Raw genomic sequence first — 16,888 nt, 5'->3', positions numbered from 1 at the left:
GGTATTCGCTGAAGGCTGAAACATTACAGCCTCCACAGCGGCAAAAGCCACCGCCTCAACACTTTAGTCTGAGGCGACCTCTTTCGCTCTTCGGCTCAGCCGGCCTGGCGATTTCCACTGGTGACAAACTGCTCGATACGATCCAACGCTCGGGACAGTTCAGCTTCATCCGCGGCAAGGGTAAGGCGAACATGGTTCACTGCACTCTCACCAAAAGGTGCGCCAGGTAGCACGGATACCCGCTCAGCATCCAGCAGGGCCTCGGCAAACTCCTGCCCAGAGGTAGCGACTTCAGACACGTTCACCATAACAAACATTCCCGCCTCTGGGCTGTAGCAGCTAAGGCCAGGTATTTTGCCAATGCGTTCGACAATTAAGTCGCGGCGGCGCTCGTAAGCATCCCGCATCTGTTTGACGAAATAGGAATCGAACTCCAGGGCGAAAGCCGCTGCTTCCTGGATAAACTGTGGGCAACCGAAAATAGTAGCACCTGCAAACTCCGCCAGCCGATCAACCAACGGACCACGAGCTACTGCCCAGCCAAGGCGCCATCCACTCATGGCATGGGATTTAGATAGGCCGTCAATGACCACAATGTTATCCAGCTCTTCAGCGGCCGTGCGTAGGGAAGTATGACGGCGAGCGAACGTAATCATGGAATACATCTCATCGCACACCAACCAGACATTGCGCTGGCGACAGTATGCCGCCAGTTCATGTAACTGCTCTGGGGTTGCCATGGCGCCAGTGGGGTTTACCGGGGTATTGATCATTACCACCCGGGTCTCTTCACCAATAGCTGCCTTGATTGCTTCCACATCGAAAGCAAAATCTTTCTCTGCAGGGCAAGCCACCCGCTTAACAGAGAGCCTGAGACCGTCGCAAATTGGCACATAACCAATATACATCGGCTCGGGAATCACTATCTCCTCACCAGGATTCAGAAGGCAGGAAAGCACTGCGTAGATAGCGTTGGTTCCACCTGGAAACACTACGACATCATCGGGGTTGCAGGGGTGTTGAGATACCTTACTCTCGATATCGGCAATAGCGCGGCGCAACATAGGCTCCCCCGCGGCGGGAGAGTAATGGGTACGTCCCACGCCAAGCCTGGCACGGGCAAAATCCAGTATGGGCTCCGGGGTGTCGAAGTTTGGATCACCCACACACAGAAATATGACGTCCTCCCCCTTGTCAGCCAGGCCATGGGCCCGGTCACTGACGGCCCATACATTAGAATCCTCGCTGTTCAGAGCCTGACTTTGCAGGCTGAATCGGGGAGTAAAATCTGTCACGTTCTTCACTATTTATCTGCCATTTATGCCCGATACGGTAACAACCGTCAGGGTAATTGATGGCTATAAATCAGGGCTGATTTCGCATTAGGCAGAATTTTGCAGGGGCATTACCGCAGAAAATTCTGTGAGTATCCGTCTCTCTCGATTTGCGACCGGGGAGTGGGTTCTGGTCGGCAAAGAGATACCAGAGAGAGAGTTAAAGGGGAGGAGTTAAAGCAGGTAATCAGATAATGCTATCAAGCACCTGAATATGACCAATTGGTCTGGATAATTCAGCAGCAACCTGATCAGATAGGCAAAATTCATTTTAGGCCCGGTAAGAGTCAACCTGTTACCAAGGTGCACAAACCTGTTTTCTATTGGCGCCTATTTCTGCAACCGAGACTAGGAAGATCTGTCATAACCTTTTAAGGTTTACAATCGCCGATAATTTTCAGTTGCCATTCTGAACTGGACATTCAGGGACAAATAAAAAAGAGCTTGGACCAAATGAACAGATGTCTGGCTAAATCGCTATTACATATCGCAAGTTTAGCCTTCTCCACGTCTTTACCAAAAGAGCAAAAAGACACTTTAATTAGTGCGCTTAACTTGGAAATGTCCAGCTGTTACATCCTACAGGAAACATTCCTGCAATTCACAAAAGTCTACAGAGGGCTTCCCAATCTAAAGAGACACAAGCAGAAGATACCGATTTCATCATCTTTACTCTCAGGAATAATTGTGGCGGTGATGGAAATATGGGCCAGCCGATTGGCAGCTGCTTATTGATATGCCTACACACTTGAACAGCATTTATTGGAAAGCTTCCAATAAAACATCAGAACTCTGAACTTCCGATAATATTAACGGCGAAAGAAGATCTGATACTCCTATTTTTTTAGGGCCAGCAAAAACACATTCTCTAGTACAAAAGCATTTGCTTACTACCAAAAACACTTAAAGAGAGCCACTCTACTTGGTGAGATTACCAAAGGAAAAGCTAATCCCTGACAATTCTTTCCACTGGATGCATCGTTTAAGATAACTATTCCTATTGCCGAGTCAGTAAACCCTGTCCCTATAAGCAATTGAGAGCGTGTTTGGGCGCTATTCAAACATCAAAGGAAGTAGTCAGTGAAGCTAAATAACGAAATAAAGCACATTGGTATTGTGGGATGCTCCGCTGAGGGAGCAGCGCTTTGCTACAAGACAATTTGCAATGAGAGCGCCAAGTATCTTGGGAAACACGCCCATCCTGAGGTTTCCATGCACACCCACTCCCTGGCAAGTTATGTACAGTACCTGGAGTCAAATAATTTCGAGGGTATCGGCGACCTGATGCTCTCTTCCGCAAAGAAACTCAAAGCTCAAGGGGCTGATCTACTAATTTGCCCTGACAATACCATCCATCAAGCATTCAATTATATAAGCTCAAAGTCTCCACTGCCTTGGCTCCATATCGTTGACTGTGTAGTTGATTCAGCACTGTCAAAGGGCTACACAAATCTAGGCATACTTGGGACCCAGTGGCTTGTGGAGAGTGATGTATATCCGGAAAAAATTGAGGCGGCAAATATAAGCTGGCAGCGCCCACCACAAAGAACAATTGAAAAAGTCGGCCACTTAATTATGTATGAACTGGTCAACGGGATTTTTAAACCAGACACCATTCAATATTTTCAGGATATCATAAGGCAATTCGGGGAAGTGGGATGCGATGCTGTAGTCCTTGGCTGCACGGAAATACCATTGATAATTAACGATAGTAATTCACCCATTCCAACGTTAAACTCCAATCGATTATTGGCAGAGGCAGCTATGGCAGAAGCGATATTGATGCGGTCAAAATAGCAATCATTAATATATACAAAAGCACCAAGTATCTGTTATCTAGAGAATATCCGCAGTGACCTCCCCTTTATCTTCCATTACCTTTCTCTTTTTTATCCTAATTTCGTTTACAGCCAATGCCAATATTTATAAGTGGGCCGATAAAAATCGGCCAAGTACATTTTAGTGATAAGAAAAATGAAAATGTAAAACAAGAAATAATCAATTCTAAAAAGTACATATCAGACTGATCTCCGTTCAAAATCACCGGTGAAACGTTAAATACCTAGATAAGCAAACAAGAGCTAGGACGTTTCGTACAACCAAACATGATGTTAGCCACGCTAACAAAAATACTATAACACCCTACTCTCCCTCCAGGCTAAATGAGGGATTAGCTGAACAGATGGAAACTATATCAAAAGTAAATAGACAGCTTAGAATCACTCGCCACAAGAAAAATTATAATTGGGTTAATCCGCCCGAACACAGATTAAAGCTAATGGATATCAATACATTCTTGAAGCTACCAAGCCAAAACTGGAGACATAAGTTGAGAAATGGGCAGGCACGCTTACATTCCCAAACAGGTCAATTTGTTTACTCTCTCTTCTCCACACCACCTGATAGAAGCTTTATCGATAGGTTAATACACAAGTTTGAACGCGGAGACCGCACATTCTTATACTACCATGTCGACGAGGTCTATATCGGAGGTATTAAAAACTGGAAATAAAATTGAAAAACTGGCTTAACAGCAAGACAATTGAGCATTTCGTTTTATAAAGTAAAAATGACTGAGCATATACAAATTTTGACTTCTAATAAATTAGTCCAAAAAACATATCTTACTTTTCGCCTCTATTTCACCTCTTTGAGAAGTGGCATTACGGTACTCGCCACTCCAATTAGGCAACACGGCTACCCTTTAAAGTACCATAAAATGGACATTACAGGAGGAAAACATAACAAGGCCTTATAGCTATACAACTTTTAACACCATATAGCTAAGAACTATATATCGAAGCAGCTTACCCAGGCCTACTAATATCAAAAACCACAACAAGCGCACCCGTAAAATACCAGCTACAACTGTCAATGGATCGCCAATAATTGGAACCCAGGAAAAGCAAAGTGAAAGTACCCCGTACTTCTTAAATCTTTGTTCTGCCTGATCAAATTCATTCTCGGTCATCTTAAGCCATTTCTTCGCAAGCCCCAAGCCAGCCCAGTACCCCAAGGCATAATTAATCAGAGAGCCTGCCACATTCCCAACAGTTGCTACAGCAATTAAAGAAATTGGTGATAGGCCACTTAATAATAATGCACTTAAAATAACCTCTGAACTTAAAGGTAAGATAGTTGCAGCCAAGAGTGCGGAAATAAAAAGACCTACAAACCCAAAATCAACCAAGCTGCCCATAAATTTCAAAGCTACCTTTATATCTGTCAAGTAATACAGAAGTCCTAAAGCAATAATCCACACCATATATGCTACTGCCTTAGAGGGCAACAAGATATTGTAGTATCAATTTATTATTCATCGGAAGAAAATGACAATCTAAAAAGTAGCTCTCTTTCTTTTTAAAGCCAATAAAGCTGGCTAGACATGAAAAAGCCCTGTTAAAAGATGGCAAAATCTGCTTTCAGGTTTAAAACCAGACTCTCCCCTGTTTTAATTAAGCCATCCCCTTTCACATCGACAACTTCATAAATTAAAAAATTCTCCAAAAAGGGGGAAGGGTAGTTACAATAGGGAGCCCGCCTTATAGCAAAGAAATAATTTCTGCTATATTCACATAAGTAATCATGACACAAATTGTCGAATATTCTAATCATAGAATCGAACAACGAGTTCAAAAAGCTTTTCTTATGGCAAGATAAATGAAAGTTTTACCCCAACTTAGCGAGGTAGCAGACCATGCCTAATGCCTTAATTGAAGAGAGAATATATTGCCCATATTGTGGTGAATCAATTACGGTATTGATCGACACCTCTGTAACCCCACAGCAATACACCGAAGACTGCCAAGTATGTTGCAATCCAATAGTTTTTCGCATAAATATTGATATGAATGGAGACTTATCAATCTCTACATATGATGAAGATGAAATATTTTGAACGTATCTTATTAACTGGAGCACATGATACTTACTAAAACACGTTAGCGGCCTTTACTTCAATTTCGAAAAAAGCTCAATCGCCCGTTTTCGTCCAGCTCCCACATCACAAATAACCTGCGGATAACCTGCAACAGGTGGTGGATCATGGATACCCTTGTCATCAAGAGAAGCTAACTCCGGCACAAATTTTCGGATAAACTCACCTTTGGGATCAAATTTCCGAGATTGACTATAAGGGTTGAATACACGGAAATAGGGTGCAGCATCAGTACCGGTGGATGCCGTCCACTGCCAACCGCCATTATTAGATGCAAAGTCAGCATCAATCAAGCGTTGCATAAAATACCGTTCACCCCAGCGCCAATCGATAAGCATATTTTTGCTTAAAAATGAAGCTACTATCATACGTAACCGGTTGTGCATCCATGCCGTTTCGTTCAGCTGTCGCATAGCCGCGTCGACAATAGGCACTCCAGTTTCACCTCGGCTCCAACGCTCAAATCTATCTTTATCATATGACCAGGGAATTTGATCAGTTTCCTCTCTGAATGGTTTTCCTTTACTCAGCCGAGGGAAATCCACCAATAAATGGGTATAAAACTCCCGCCAGATCAGCTCACTAATCCAGCAGGCGATACCATCTTGTCCACCTAACCAGTGTCCGTCATTGAGTTTTAGGGCCATTCCTACACACTGACGGATTGAGATAGCCCCACTATTTAAGTAGGGCGATAGCCGCGAGGTACTATCCAAGGCAGGAAAATCCCGTTTTGCCTGATATTTATTAACTATTTCACTAAATGCCTTCAGGCGTTTTTGCGCAGCTTTTTCCCCAGTCTTCCAGCCATTGACAACCCCCGAATTAAAGGCCTCAATTGAAAAATGTAATAACTTACCAGGTACTTTTTGATTCAGTTTTTCGCCCCCCTCCAGGGTCACCGACCTCGGCCATTGTGCTCTCTCATCAGTCAGGGGTATTTTTCGAGGGGCGGGCAAAGGCTTAACATCACTATCTGTACATCGTTCTATCAGTGCGCGCTTAAAAGGAGTAAAAACCCTGTAAGGATCTCCACTACCTGTCCTCACTGACCCCGGAGAAAAGAGCGTACGATCACTATAATAATTTACCTGAATACCACTTCTCTGTAGCTTTTCCCGCACAGCATTATCCCGGCGCTGTTCATTTAGGGGATATTCAGCATTGGCAAATAGCGCGTCTATTTTAAGGCGTCGGATAATTTTCTGCAGTGCCTGGGGAACTCCAGAAAATGTGGGCACCTCGAGAAAATACAGGGGGATATTTTTGGTTTGCAACTGGAGCTGTAGTTCGTAAAGGCAGCCCATACGAAAAGCCACTAATACATCACCTTCATTATGGCTTTTCCAACTATCGGGGCATGCAATGAAAATCGCTGCCAACTGTTCACAACATTTGCTGGCATGGTAGAGCGCAGAATTATCATGTAACCGCAGATCACTGCGCAACCAAACCAATCCGCGCCCCAGGGTAAATTGTTGGCTCATTACTTCAGCTGCTCCCGTAATTGAGCAATAATACTAGCGGTAGCTCCTGGCAGAATTGAGCAAAAAGGCAGTCTCATAATGCCATCCAACTCAGTAATTTGGATCTCAACATAGTCCCCCGCCAGCCATAGAGGCACCCGAAGCCCTGAGGCCAGAGTCGATAAATCCCTAGTAACAAAATGCTTGGGCAACGCACGGTAGCTATAACAAAGTACACCATCCACCTGCAGCTTTTGCATAATTGCTGCCAAGTTGCCCATGCCTACCTGACCATTAAAGACAAAAGCATCAATACCATTGGCAAGCAGCACGTTGCCAAACATCAGGGTAAAAACCTTTTGCTCCTCACCCGGAGGCCCCAGGAGAAAAATACGACACTTATCTGGTTTGTTATCTTTGCACAGGTTTTTGCGGGCAATATCGTTGGCCACTATCAGCTGTTCATGTAGCAACTGCCAAAAAAGGGAAAGAACCAACATCCTGTCAGGTAAAGGCGACCGATCCAGTCTTTCCCTCAAGGGCTTTAACCAGCACTCCAATAATAACTGCGGAGAAAAACCGGTTATCCACTGATCTAATCGCCGGCGTAACTGAGGCTCAGCAACCTCTCGAAGCAGCTCACAAGTTTCATCAAGTAACTCACGCCAACTGCTCCCGGTTTCTATACTTTCCTCTGCGCGCAATACTATTCCATCACCACGCTCCAATAGTGCACGAACCTGTCCTATAGACACGCCACGCGCTAGGAACGTCAAAATAGTTTCGATACGCCCGACCTCCTCGTCACTGTAGAGACGATGGCCTTTACTGGTACGGACCGGAGTCAAGAGGCCGTAACGGCGCTCCCAGGCCCTCAATGTTACCGGCTGAACACCAGTGCGACGTGCCACTTCTCGAATAGGCAGATAGGCAACTTCTGTGAGACCTGTATCATTCATGCTAACCATCAACGAAACTCACACAAACCAAGTTCAGCTGGCTCTGCAGCAAGTAAGACCTGGCTATGGATAAAATGATGGGGACTGCGCGGTAAATAATGGCGCAGCATAGTAAGCACTGCCGATAAAGGTTTGCGCCCCTGGCGGTACTCATCAATAAGATGTGCCAACTCGGCCCGCTCTTCTTTGGTCAAATAACCTTTCAGGTGGCCCTGGCTATGCATCAGGGCATTAGTTCGATCCTTGCGGCTGGCTTGGTTGGTAAGAATTTCCATAATTTTTCCCCGCACTTCATAGGCAAATCGCTCAGCTTCCAACGCTCGGGAATTTGAAACAAACTGGCCAAGTGCACGTGTCTGTGGCTGGCTATGGGCCAACAGCAAGTACTTATAAGCGGTATAAAACTCGATCACGCGAGCCGGGCGGGGGTCGGAAGCCACGTAGCGATGCCAGGCATCGTAGGCAAAAACGCGGGTGAGGAAATTTTCACGTATATCACTGGCATTCAGACGCCCCACCTCTTCCATCGGCAAATGCGGAAAATGATGGCGTAAACGCGCGGTAAACAATCCAGAGTCATGGGCAAGTACTCCGGTTCCATCCACCTTGTAATGGGGCGTGGTGCGAATGCCACAACTGGGAGACTTCTGCATCAGAATAAAACCGCGAAGATTTTCCACTTCTGGTACTACCTGATCCGCATAGTGCTCCAGTGACTCCGTCACATCCAGGGTGGCATCCTCTCTTCCCACCGCTCGCAGGCGGTCACTCACTATGAGATGAATAGGTGGTCGAGGCACTCCCATGCCAATTGCCACTTCCGGACAATAGGAATGGAGCTCGAAGCAATTGCTCAGCAGCTGAGTGCAGACTTTACTGTGCTTGTGACTGCCGTTGTAACGCACTGGGTCCCCCACCGCGCAGCGACTAATTCCCACAGGGATTTTCTTAGGCAGTAGATGGATATGCATAGTTATGGTGCGCAGAAAAATTTCATGTATCTTTTTTATAGCCTGCGGCAATTAGTTATACAAGCTTCCTCTTTGTATAACTTTTTGGGCACCCTGGATTTAGCGCTATGCCGCTTGCGCCCACCCACACCGCAGCTACAATGCAGAGCCGCATTCCTACCGAGCGGCCAGGCTTTAAGTTGTTACCTGCCTTCCACTCCGGTCTTGTATGCGGCCTTCACCTCCCCCATAAGTACGGATTAGCTCATGATTCCAGCATTGCGCGAAGTCGACGAGGTTCAAGCGCTCTATTTGCAGTTTTTGCAAGAACTGACAGATGCGGGTTTCCGCGGCGATACCACCCCCAGTTACGCCAGCCGCACGGTCCTAGCCACCGATAATTCCATCTATCAAGTGTTGCCACAGGCAGTGGTGTATCCCCGCGATAGCCGCGATTTGCAGCTACTGGCCTCGCTGGCGGATCAGAAAGAGTTTCACTCTATTGTGCTCTCTCCTAGAGGTGGCGGCACTGGCACTAATGGCCAGTCACTCACTGACGGACTGGTAGTGGATATCTCCCGCCATATGAATCAAATCCTGGAAATCAATGCAAAAGAATGCTGGGTGCGAGTGCAGGCTGGCGTAGTTAAAGACCAGTTAAATGCCGCCTTGAAACCCCATGGTCTGTTTTTTGCTCCTGAGCTATCAACCAGTAACCGCGCCACCATCGGCGGCATGATCAATACCGATGCCTCAGGCCAGGGCTCCTGTGTTTACGGTAAAACCCGCGATCACGTGCTCGAGCTGCATACAGTACTCATGGGGGGAGAGCTGTGGCACTCCTCTTCCATAGAGGAAACAGAGCTACAAAAAATATGTCAAGAGGACAGCCGCTCCGCAAAGGTACACGAAACCTGTGATGACATCGCCAGGGAAAAAGCCGAATTAATTGAACAGAGGTTCCCCAAGCTCAATCGCTGCCTTACTGGTTATGACTTGGCCCATATCCGCGAAGGCGAGCGCTTTAACCTCAATAGTGTACTCTGCGGGTCCGAGGGGACCCTCGGTTTTATCGCTGAAGCGAAGCTAAACCTTCTACCCATCCCCAAGTGCGTAGCGCTAGTCAACTTGAAGTATGATCACTTCCAGGAAGCACTGCGCGATGCTAATGATTTGATGCGCGCGGGGCCCATGTCTATCGAAACGGTAGACAGTAAAGTCCTGCAGCTGGCCATGGAAGATATCGTATGGCACAGCGTGAGCGAATTTTTTCCCTCAGAGGATCGCCCAGTCAAAGGTGTCAACTTGGTGGAATACGCTGCAGACACAGAAGAAGAGCTGGAGCATGCATTAAGAACATTCACTGGGCACATTGATGAGACCATAGGCCGACCGGGTAAAAGCTTCGGCTATTCCATCGCCCGCGGTCACACGGAGGTCAACCGGATATGGGCCATGCGCAAACGAGCGGTAGGCCTATTGGGTAATGCCCAAGGGGAAAAACGCCCGATTCCATTCGTGGAAGACACCGCCGTACCGCCCGAAAACCTGGCAGATTTTATTGCTGAGTTTCGCGCAGTATTGGATAAAGCCAACCTCGACTATGGCATGTTCGGTCATGTGGATGCCGGTGTATTACATGTGCGTCCAGCTATCGATATGAAAGATCCTCAGCAGGCCGCACAAATTCGCCCAATCACCGACCAGGTCGTGGCACTTACGCAAAAATATAAGGGGCTACTTTGGGGGGAACACGGCAAAGGCATTCGCTCCGAGTATGCACCAGAGTTTTTTGGGGAACTGTATCCCGAGCTGCAAAAAATTAAATCCGCTTTCGATCCACGTAACCAGTTTAATCCCGGCAAAATTGCCACGCCTGATGACAACTCCAGCCTGCTGAAAATTGATGCGGTAAACACCCGCGGAGAACTCGACCGACAGATCCCAGCCCAGGTATGGGAGGGCTATGATGAAGGCGTGCACTGTAATGGCAACGGCGCCTGCTTTAACTGGAACCCCGATGAAGCGATGTGCCCGTCCTATAAGGCCACCCGCAATCGAATCCACTCTCCCAAGGGGCGCGCCTCTCTAATGCGCGAATGGCTGCGGCTGTTAAGCAAGCACGATGTAGATGCTGTAGCCAGCGCGCGCAAGTACCGCGAGCGCTCCTTTTTTGTCGGCCTGCCCAAACGCTTCATCAATACCCTGGCTAAAACTCGCGGCGAATACGACTTCAACCACGAAGTGAATGAAGCCATGCAAGGCTGCCTCGCATGTAAGTCCTGTGTCGGCCAATGCCCAATCAAAGTAGATGTACCGGAATTCCGCAGCAAGTTTCTCGAACTCTATTACAGCCGATACCTGCGTCCGTTAAAAGATTACGCCGTCGGCGGACTGGAATTTCTGATGCCGCATATGGCAAAACTGCCACAGCTCTACAATTGGCCCTTAAAACTGAAGCCGGTTTCCCTCTTAATGGAACGTATTTTCGGCATGGTAGATAGTCCTCAGTTATCGCAGAAAACTCTGCAAGCCAGTGTGCGTGAACTCGGCGTGCCTACTGCCAGTAAAGCCTGCCTGGAAACCCTGGGACCGTCCCAGCGCAGCCGGGCGGTAATCATCGTGCAAGATGCTTTCACCAGTTATTTTGATGCTGAAGTGGTGGCCGATATCTTGCGCCTGCTCAAACAGTTGGACTTTGTACCGATACTTGCTCCCTACCGCGCCAACGGCAAACCCTTGCATGTGCATGGATTCCTGCGCCAGTTTCAACGGGTTGCCGAGGGTAATAGCGAGATGCTCAACAATCTGGCGGACAGTGGCATACCTCTTGTGGGGATAGACCCCTCCATGACTCTCACCTACCGCTCCGAGTACAAAAAACTCCTGGGCGAACAGGCACCGAAAGTCCACCTTTTACAGGAGTGGCTGGCACAGCAAGAAGAACACCTATACAAACAACGCGAGCGAGTGCGCCCAGCCAGTTTTCAGCTCTTGCCCCACTGCAGTGAACAAACCAACGCCACCGCTTCTTTGAAGGATTGGCAGGAGGTTTTTGCCACCCTCGGCCTGGAACTGCAAACCGAAAGTCTCGGCTGCTGCGGAATGGCGGGCACTTATGGCCACGAGGCCACACACAAGGATACCTCGCAAGTAATATTCCAGCAGTCATGGGCACCCAAACTTAGTGGCGGCAAGGGCAACCAACTAGCCACCGGTTATTCCTGTCGCTGCCAAGCCAATCGCTTCGCAGGTGTCAGCCTGCGCCACCCTCTGCAAGGACTCCTGGCACAACTCAAGAACTAGGGATTTACTAACGTAAGGGGCCTACGAAAGTGGGCCTTGTTACCGTCGACCGGGCCAGATTGCGGAAATCCTTATGCACAGAAATCTTTTCAGTTTTCAGATCCTATTTTGCGCCCTTCTCACCCTTGCGATACTAGTGCCCGCTATATCGATCACACAACATGCCCAAATCGAGAAGCTCGACTCGCACAGCAGCACCCATGGCGCTGTTACCTGGGTGAATGAAGCTGAAACTCTGGCTCGTAAAGGGGAATACGGTGCCGCTCTGCCCCTTTATGAAAAAGCTATCTCCGCACTATCCCCTTACCCAGCACAGCAGCAGGCCCTGCGTTATCGCTATGGCATTGTGTTAAATGCACTGGGAGCAAAATCCCGCCCTGATCTCTACCCTCTGGCTCGCGCCCAGTTTAAATCTGTATTGAATTACCTGGACTCCGGTGCTGAATTGCCACACTCTGCTGCCAGGGTACGCTCAGCTATGGCACACACCTACCATCGCCAAGCAGCCAGCGAGGAAACCATAACCCAACGTGCCCACCTACTAAACACCGCTTACCTTCTTTATAAGAGTGCTATTAACGGGCTATCGGCTCAGGAAGAGTGGCATAACCTGGCCATTACTTACTTCAATATCGGACAGGTATGTGAGTGGCAAGGAAATCTGGAAGAAGCTATCGCATGGCTGGAGAAAGCGGTACAACTAGATCTTCAATACAAACTACCTGACCTGAAAGAGGATGCTGACTATCTCGCCACATTGCGTCAGCAGGTGGAACCTATTGGTCAGAACCCCGAAACTACTCTTTAGCCTTCGACAAAAATGCTCTTTAAGCCCGAACCGGCCATATGAATAATTAGTCACGCCATTTCATAACCCTATATCTCTCCAATATGAAGGTTTTGAAGGTCTAGTCACAAATAGTTACAGAGAAATTTTTTACTTTTTTGCTGCTAATTAGAAAGCCGATCCTCGTACCGCCCAGCAATATTTAGAATGACATCGCTGTCAGGTAGATTTTTGATATTGAAATTATTTCCCTCTGAAAGACCTTTTTAATTCTTTTTTAGAGTAATAAATTTCCATATTATGCTTTTAAAATTTCTATTTTATCTATTTATTTAACAAATAATTCCAAAGTTTTTATGCCCGCCTCCGTTCTGCTGGTGATCCTGTCATCAAATAAGAAAAAGTTGATACCTCCTAAATCGCCGGTAATATAACCAGCGTTGATTAAATATTGATCAACGATTTCCAAAAACACTTGGAAATTTCACAAGCGCCTCTTGGCTTGTGACCATTTGATTCCTGGAGGTAATGGGACATCATGAAACAGACTCTGCGCAATACAGCTTTTTTCATCGCCGCTCTTCTTGCAATTGGTGTAAGTGTCAACGCGTCCGCGGCAATCAAGAAAACCATGATCGTTGATGCAACCGCCTATAACTCTGTACCAGGACAAACTGACAGCGACCCTTGGGTTGCCGCCTGGAACAACCGCCTGCGCCCAGGCGATAAAATAATTGCCGTATCCCGTGACTTGGAAAAGCACGGCCTGACGAACGGTGCCAAAGTACAAATTGAAGGTCTGCCCGGTACTTACACTGTGCGTGACCGTATGAACAAGCGATTTACCAACCGTATTGACGTGTGGATGGAAAAAGATATTCGCAAAGCCCGAGCTTGGGGCAAGAAAAAACTGAAGATTGTTTTCGAACCTGTTAAGTAAGCAGAACTGATTTCAACGACCCTTTTGGCCCCGCCCTCCAGCGGGGTTTTTTTATTGTGCGATACCTTGCTATTAAAAGCACAGATGAGCCTAAGGGCTTATATTCTTTTTAAAAATCCCTAAGGCTCCATTTCTGCAAAGATACCCTTCAACTCCCGACAGTCTTCATTTTCAAGATTAAAAATACCCGGCTGCTGGTTCTCGTTATAGCGATGTTCTAGTCCATTATCACCCAGCACTATCAGATACTCCGCTTTGACCCACTTGTCACCAGTGAAGTATTCCGTAAGCCACAGTAAAGAAGCTTGCCCTTCATAACAGTAGCCATAAAACATCCGGGTTTTCTCTACCAGTTTTTTGGTCATGTAATCGATATAGCGACCTGGGTAGGTATAGCGGTCAGAACCTATCGAGCCCAGCAATTCACCACCACCCTCCTCCTGTCGGGGGATCTGATGAATATAAATTGCCAAATTCTCATCACAGTCCACGCAATAGCGCCCAGCTACAATGGCGTAACCATGTAGTTCTGAAATCAGACGAGCTTCCTTGAGGCCTGTATTAAGCAGCTGTTTATCGGAGAGAATTAAGGTTTCAGCAGAGGCTGGCAGAATGCACAAAGATAGAAGAGGCAATACGCAGCGCAGTTTCATCGGCAGGGTAACCGCTGGCTAGATAGCACCGCCGGAGACAAAGACTACACAGTTGCCTCGCGACGGCGCGGTGATTGGGTGTGCTGTCACACAGTCGCGATTCCCTTCTCACCTTAACCATAGCAGTAAAAGTCGGTGGCACCTCAAAAGCCGGTGGGTTTGCCGGCTTTAGACGGGGCGCAGCCTCCCGCATGATGTATGAAAAGAACTACTCACCAATGACCATCTACCTCCTGTACCGGGCCTATAAAGGCCGTAATGCCCTCCTCACGCAGAGCATCCATCGCCTCATCCAGGGCCTCTTTTTCAGTCTCGAATGAGTCTTCCCACACCGTGGAGTTATTATTCTCATCGACGATTTCAAGTAGCCAGCCGCCCTCTCCATCCTCATAAATATCAATTTGGACAGAAACCTCGCCCTCGCGGTAGACCTGGCTTAACTCCGACTCTTTCGGTGCAAATTCTTCGCCCATGGGGTTCGCCTCGCTGTGACCCTTATATTTCGGCCAGAACTTTGACAATTTGCAGCCTCCCGGTCAACTACAAATCTGTGTTGGGGCAAGCTATGAACTGCTTGCTAAATGTACGACAAGCTGTTTTTTTTGCGATAAAATGCGCGGCGATTTTTTCTGCTCCGGATTTACGCTCCGGCCCGCAAATGAGGAAGTACCATGGATCAATTTGTTGTATGTGCACTCTATAAGTTCGTCACCCTGGAGGACTTCGAGTCTCTGCGCGCCCCTCTACTGGATGTCATGCTGGAACACAGTGTACGCGGCACCCTACTTCTGGCCAGCGAGGGCATTAACGGCACTATTGCTGGTTCCCGCGCGGGCATAGACACTGTCCTTGCCCACCTAAGATCTGACAAGCGTCTAGCCGAACTGGAATACAAGGAATCCCTTACCGGCGAGATGCCTTTCCTTCGCAGCAAGGTCAAACTGAAGAGGGAAATTGTCACTATGGGTGTGGAGGGTATTGATCCTCTCCGCGTGGTGGGGACCTACGTCAAACCCAAGGACTGGAATGCCCTGATCAGCGACCCAGAAGTCGTTTTAGTCGACACTCGCAATGACTATGAATTCCAAGTCGGTACTTTCAAGGATTCAATCAACCCAAAAACCGATACTTTCCGCGAATTTCCCCGGTACGTAAAAGAAAACCTGGACCCGACCAAACACAAGAAGGTCGCCATGTTCTGCACTGGGGGCATTCGCTGCGAGAAGTCCACAGCCTATATGAAAGAGCAGGGCTTTGAAGAGGTGTATCACCTGCACGGCGGGATCTTGAAGTACCTCGAAGAGGTGCCCAAAGAGGAGTCCCTATGGGAAGGTGAGTGCTTTGTTTTCGACGAGCGTGTTACTGTCAACCACGACCTGGAACGCGGGCAGTACGACCAGTGCAACGCCTGCCGAATGCCGATCACTCAGGAAGACCAGAAGTCCCCACTGTTTGAACAGGGGGTCAGTTGCCCACACTGCCACGACAAGGTCAGCGATGCCGATCGCGCCCGCTTCCGCGAGCGTGAAAGGCAGATTCAACTGGCCAAACAACGGGGCGAAAAACATATGGGACAGGATGCCCGTGACCTGACCTCAAATAAACGTCTGCAGAAAAAAGAAGAGCGCCGACGCCAGGCTGAAGCCCAGCGCACACAGATCCAGCAGCAGGCTTAAAATAACTAGAGCGCGACAGGCCTGACAGCTCCCTTATTTTGGGTAAGCCAGGCCTCAGCCTCGGCTTCGGCGACAAATTCCCGCGAGCTATGTCTGCATAGGCAGGTCCCCTGTGTCGCCAGCGGAGATGTACAACGACTGCGTGGATGCAACACAGCTATATAAGCACGTCGCAATACCGGATGCTCCGCGATGTAAGTAGTAAATTTCCGCTGCTCCTCTAAAGTGACTTTCGAACGCGCATAGCGCAGGTCCAAAAGTACTCGTAATGGCACCCTGTGGCGGTATTTTTCCACAAGCCGGGCTGCAGCTTCCATTTTCTCCGCAAAACCAACCGGCCCATAAAATAATACCCGCGCAATACCCCCTATCGGTCGATAGCTGATTTGAAAATTCATTGATATAAGCACCCGCGCTTTTGTCTTTGTTATTTTTATCGACTACAGCTTTTGCAATGCCTTTTATGAGCCTCACCTGCAACTATGGCTAACGCAGCTGCTGGGGACTTTTCGCACACTCCTGAAATTATCACTTTAACCCGACAAATTTGTGCTGTTCTGCCGGATCGTCGAAATTTCTTATCACGCAATCTATATCGGCCTTTTGCCCTCCCTGAATTGTGAAGCCTTGGCAGAATCACTGACTAATAGCTATGACGACCACCAGCATAAATACAGCATAAATACTTAATTTTTCTTAAATAGGTATAAATGCTCATTAACACAATCATCAATCTCAGTGCAGAGCAAATGCCCCCTAAAATACTGCAAATACGGACAATCTCCCTTTAAGCTTCTAAATAAGGCAACCTACAGTGATACCCGTAAATTACGAAAAATATTTTAATTAAAAGGTTGAGGCACTGTTCGGCCAGAACTCA

General features: G+C 47.7%; 14 protein-coding genes. 6 read left to right on the top strand and 8 right to left on the bottom strand.

All coding sequences use genetic code 11. From position 1 onward, the window contains the following. Positions 1-95: 95 nt before the first annotated feature. Complete coding sequence (locus G367_RS0104635; RefSeq protein WP_245556655.1) at positions 96-1,304, bottom strand: pyridoxal phosphate-dependent aminotransferase; 1,209 nt, start codon at positions 1,302-1,304, stop codon at positions 96-98. A gap of 1,110 nt (positions 1,305-2,414) precedes the next feature. Between G367_RS0104635 and G367_RS0104625 the strand changes: the two genes are divergently transcribed. Then, on the top strand, positions 2,415-3,131 hold the full coding sequence (locus G367_RS0104625) for an aspartate/glutamate racemase family protein (RefSeq protein ID WP_020411938.1): 717 nt from the start codon (positions 2,415-2,417) through the stop codon (positions 3,129-3,131). Between the two features lie 961 nt (positions 3,132-4,092). Here the strand turns inward: G367_RS0104625 and G367_RS0104620 are convergent. After that, positions 4,093-4,599, bottom strand: coding sequence for a YqaA family protein (locus G367_RS0104620; RefSeq protein WP_020411936.1), 507 nt, complete (start codon positions 4,597-4,599; stop codon positions 4,093-4,095). A gap of 432 nt (positions 4,600-5,031) precedes the next feature. Here G367_RS0104620 and G367_RS25560 point away from each other — a divergent pair, with 432 nt between their 5' ends. Further along, positions 5,032-5,232, top strand: coding sequence for a CPXCG motif-containing cysteine-rich protein (locus G367_RS25560; protein ID WP_083922672.1), 201 nt, complete (start codon positions 5,032-5,034; stop codon positions 5,230-5,232). Between the two features lie 53 nt (positions 5,233-5,285). Here the strand turns inward: G367_RS25560 and G367_RS0104610 are convergent, their stop codons facing one another. From G367_RS0104610 to G367_RS0104600, 3 genes are read right to left on the bottom strand one after another with little or no spacing between them, the layout of a single operon-like run. After that, positions 5,286-6,758 carry a cryptochrome/photolyase family protein gene (locus G367_RS0104610; protein WP_020411934.1) on the bottom strand — a complete coding sequence of 491 codons (1,473 nt, stop codon included), beginning with the start codon at positions 6,756-6,758 and terminating at the stop codon, positions 5,286-5,288. Further along, positions 6,758-7,696 (bottom strand): MerR family transcriptional regulator, encoded by a 939-nt coding sequence (locus G367_RS24900; protein WP_211214883.1) that lies wholly within the window; start codon positions 7,694-7,696, stop codon positions 6,758-6,760. Before G367_RS24900 ends, G367_RS0104610 begins: the two co-directional genes overlap by 1 nt. 8 nt (positions 7,697-7,704) lie before the next feature. Beyond that, positions 7,705-8,634, bottom strand: coding sequence for a YbgA family protein (locus G367_RS0104600; protein ID WP_245556654.1), 930 nt, complete (start codon positions 8,632-8,634; stop codon positions 7,705-7,707). Positions 8,635-8,913: 279 nt separating this feature from the next. Here G367_RS0104600 and ydiJ point away from each other — a divergent pair, with 279 nt between their 5' ends. The 3 genes from ydiJ to G367_RS0104580 all read left to right on the top strand — a co-directional run bounded on the left by ydiJ (position 8,914) and on the right by G367_RS0104580 (position 13,679). Further along, entirely contained in the window at positions 8,914-11,952 is a 3,039-nt protein-coding gene (gene ydiJ, locus G367_RS0104595) for a D-2-hydroxyglutarate dehydrogenase YdiJ (RefSeq protein ID WP_020411931.1), read from the top strand. Positions 11,953-12,025: 73 nt separating this feature from the next. Then, on the top strand, positions 12,026-12,760 hold the full coding sequence (locus G367_RS0104590; protein ID WP_020411930.1) for a tetratricopeptide repeat protein: 735 nt from the start codon (positions 12,026-12,028) through the stop codon (positions 12,758-12,760). A 517-nt stretch (positions 12,761-13,277) separates the two neighbouring features. Beyond that, the gene (locus G367_RS0104580; RefSeq protein ID WP_020411928.1) at positions 13,278-13,679 is read left to right on the top strand and encodes a 3D domain-containing protein; all 402 of its coding nucleotides are present in this window, start codon (positions 13,278-13,280) and stop codon (positions 13,677-13,679) included. Positions 13,680-13,798: 119 nt separating this feature from the next. Here G367_RS0104580 and G367_RS0104575 read toward each other — a convergent pair whose 3' ends face one another. Further along, positions 13,799-14,332 (bottom strand): hypothetical protein, encoded by a 534-nt coding sequence (locus tag G367_RS0104575; RefSeq protein WP_020411927.1) that lies wholly within the window; start codon positions 14,330-14,332, stop codon positions 13,799-13,801. Between the two features lie 212 nt (positions 14,333-14,544). Beyond that, positions 14,545-14,805: a hypothetical protein gene (locus G367_RS0104570; protein WP_020411926.1), complete on the bottom strand. Its 261-nt coding sequence runs from the start codon at positions 14,803-14,805 to the stop codon at positions 14,545-14,547. A 198-nt stretch (positions 14,806-15,003) separates the two neighbouring features. Between G367_RS0104570 and trhO the strand changes: the two genes are divergently transcribed. Continuing rightward, the gene (gene trhO / locus G367_RS0104565; RefSeq protein WP_020411925.1) at positions 15,004-16,008 is read left to right on the top strand and encodes an oxygen-dependent tRNA uridine(34) hydroxylase TrhO; all 1,005 of its coding nucleotides are present in this window, start codon (positions 15,004-15,006) and stop codon (positions 16,006-16,008) included. Positions 16,009-16,013: 5 nt separating this feature from the next. Here trhO and G367_RS0104560 read toward each other — a convergent pair whose 3' ends face one another. Then, positions 16,014-16,406, bottom strand: a complete 393-nt coding sequence (locus G367_RS0104560) for a hypothetical protein (RefSeq protein WP_020411924.1) — start codon at positions 16,404-16,406, stop codon at positions 16,014-16,016. Positions 16,407-16,888: the final 482 nt, after the last annotated feature.

Source organism: Microbulbifer variabilis ATCC 700307 (assembly GCF_000380565.1).
In the GTDB taxonomy this organism is placed as follows: Bacteria; Pseudomonadota; Gammaproteobacteria; order Pseudomonadales; family Cellvibrionaceae; genus Microbulbifer; species Microbulbifer variabilis.
This window is presented reverse-complemented; position numbering and strand designations above follow the sequence as displayed.

What these genes read in the sequence shown, in the direction of transcription:
- G367_RS0104560 (WP_020411924.1), bottom strand. Translation starts at nt 16,406, where the DNA reads ATGAATTTTCAAATCAGCTATCGACCGATAGGGGGTATTGCGCGGGTA.
- G367_RS0104610 (WP_020411934.1), bottom strand. Translation starts at nt 6,758, where the DNA reads ATGAGCCAACAATTTACCCTGGGGCGCGGATTGGTTTGGTTGCGCAGT.
- trhO (WP_020411925.1), top strand. Translation starts at nt 15,004, where the DNA reads ATGGATCAATTTGTTGTATGTGCACTCTATAAGTTCGTCACCCTGGAG.
- G367_RS0104570 (WP_020411926.1), bottom strand. Translation starts at nt 14,805, where the DNA reads ATGGGCGAAGAATTTGCACCGAAAGAGTCGGAGTTAAGCCAGGTCTAC.
- G367_RS0104590 (WP_020411930.1), top strand. Translation starts at nt 12,026, where the DNA reads ATGCACAGAAATCTTTTCAGTTTTCAGATCCTATTTTGCGCCCTTCTC.
- G367_RS0104575 (WP_020411927.1), bottom strand. Translation starts at nt 14,332, where the DNA reads ATGAAACTGCGCTGCGTATTGCCTCTTCTATCTTTGTGCATTCTGCCA.
- G367_RS24900 (WP_211214883.1), bottom strand. Translation starts at nt 7,696, where the DNA reads ATGAATGATACAGGTCTCACAGAAGTTGCCTATCTGCCTATTCGAGAA.
- G367_RS0104580 (WP_020411928.1), top strand. Translation starts at nt 13,278, where the DNA reads ATGAAACAGACTCTGCGCAATACAGCTTTTTTCATCGCCGCTCTTCTT.
- G367_RS0104620 (WP_020411936.1), bottom strand. Translation starts at nt 4,599, where the DNA reads ATGGTGTGGATTATTGCTTTAGGACTTCTGTATTACTTGACAGATATA.
- ydiJ (WP_020411931.1), top strand. Translation starts at nt 8,914, where the DNA reads ATGATTCCAGCATTGCGCGAAGTCGACGAGGTTCAAGCGCTCTATTTG.
- G367_RS25560 (WP_083922672.1), top strand. Translation starts at nt 5,032, where the DNA reads ATGCCTAATGCCTTAATTGAAGAGAGAATATATTGCCCATATTGTGGT.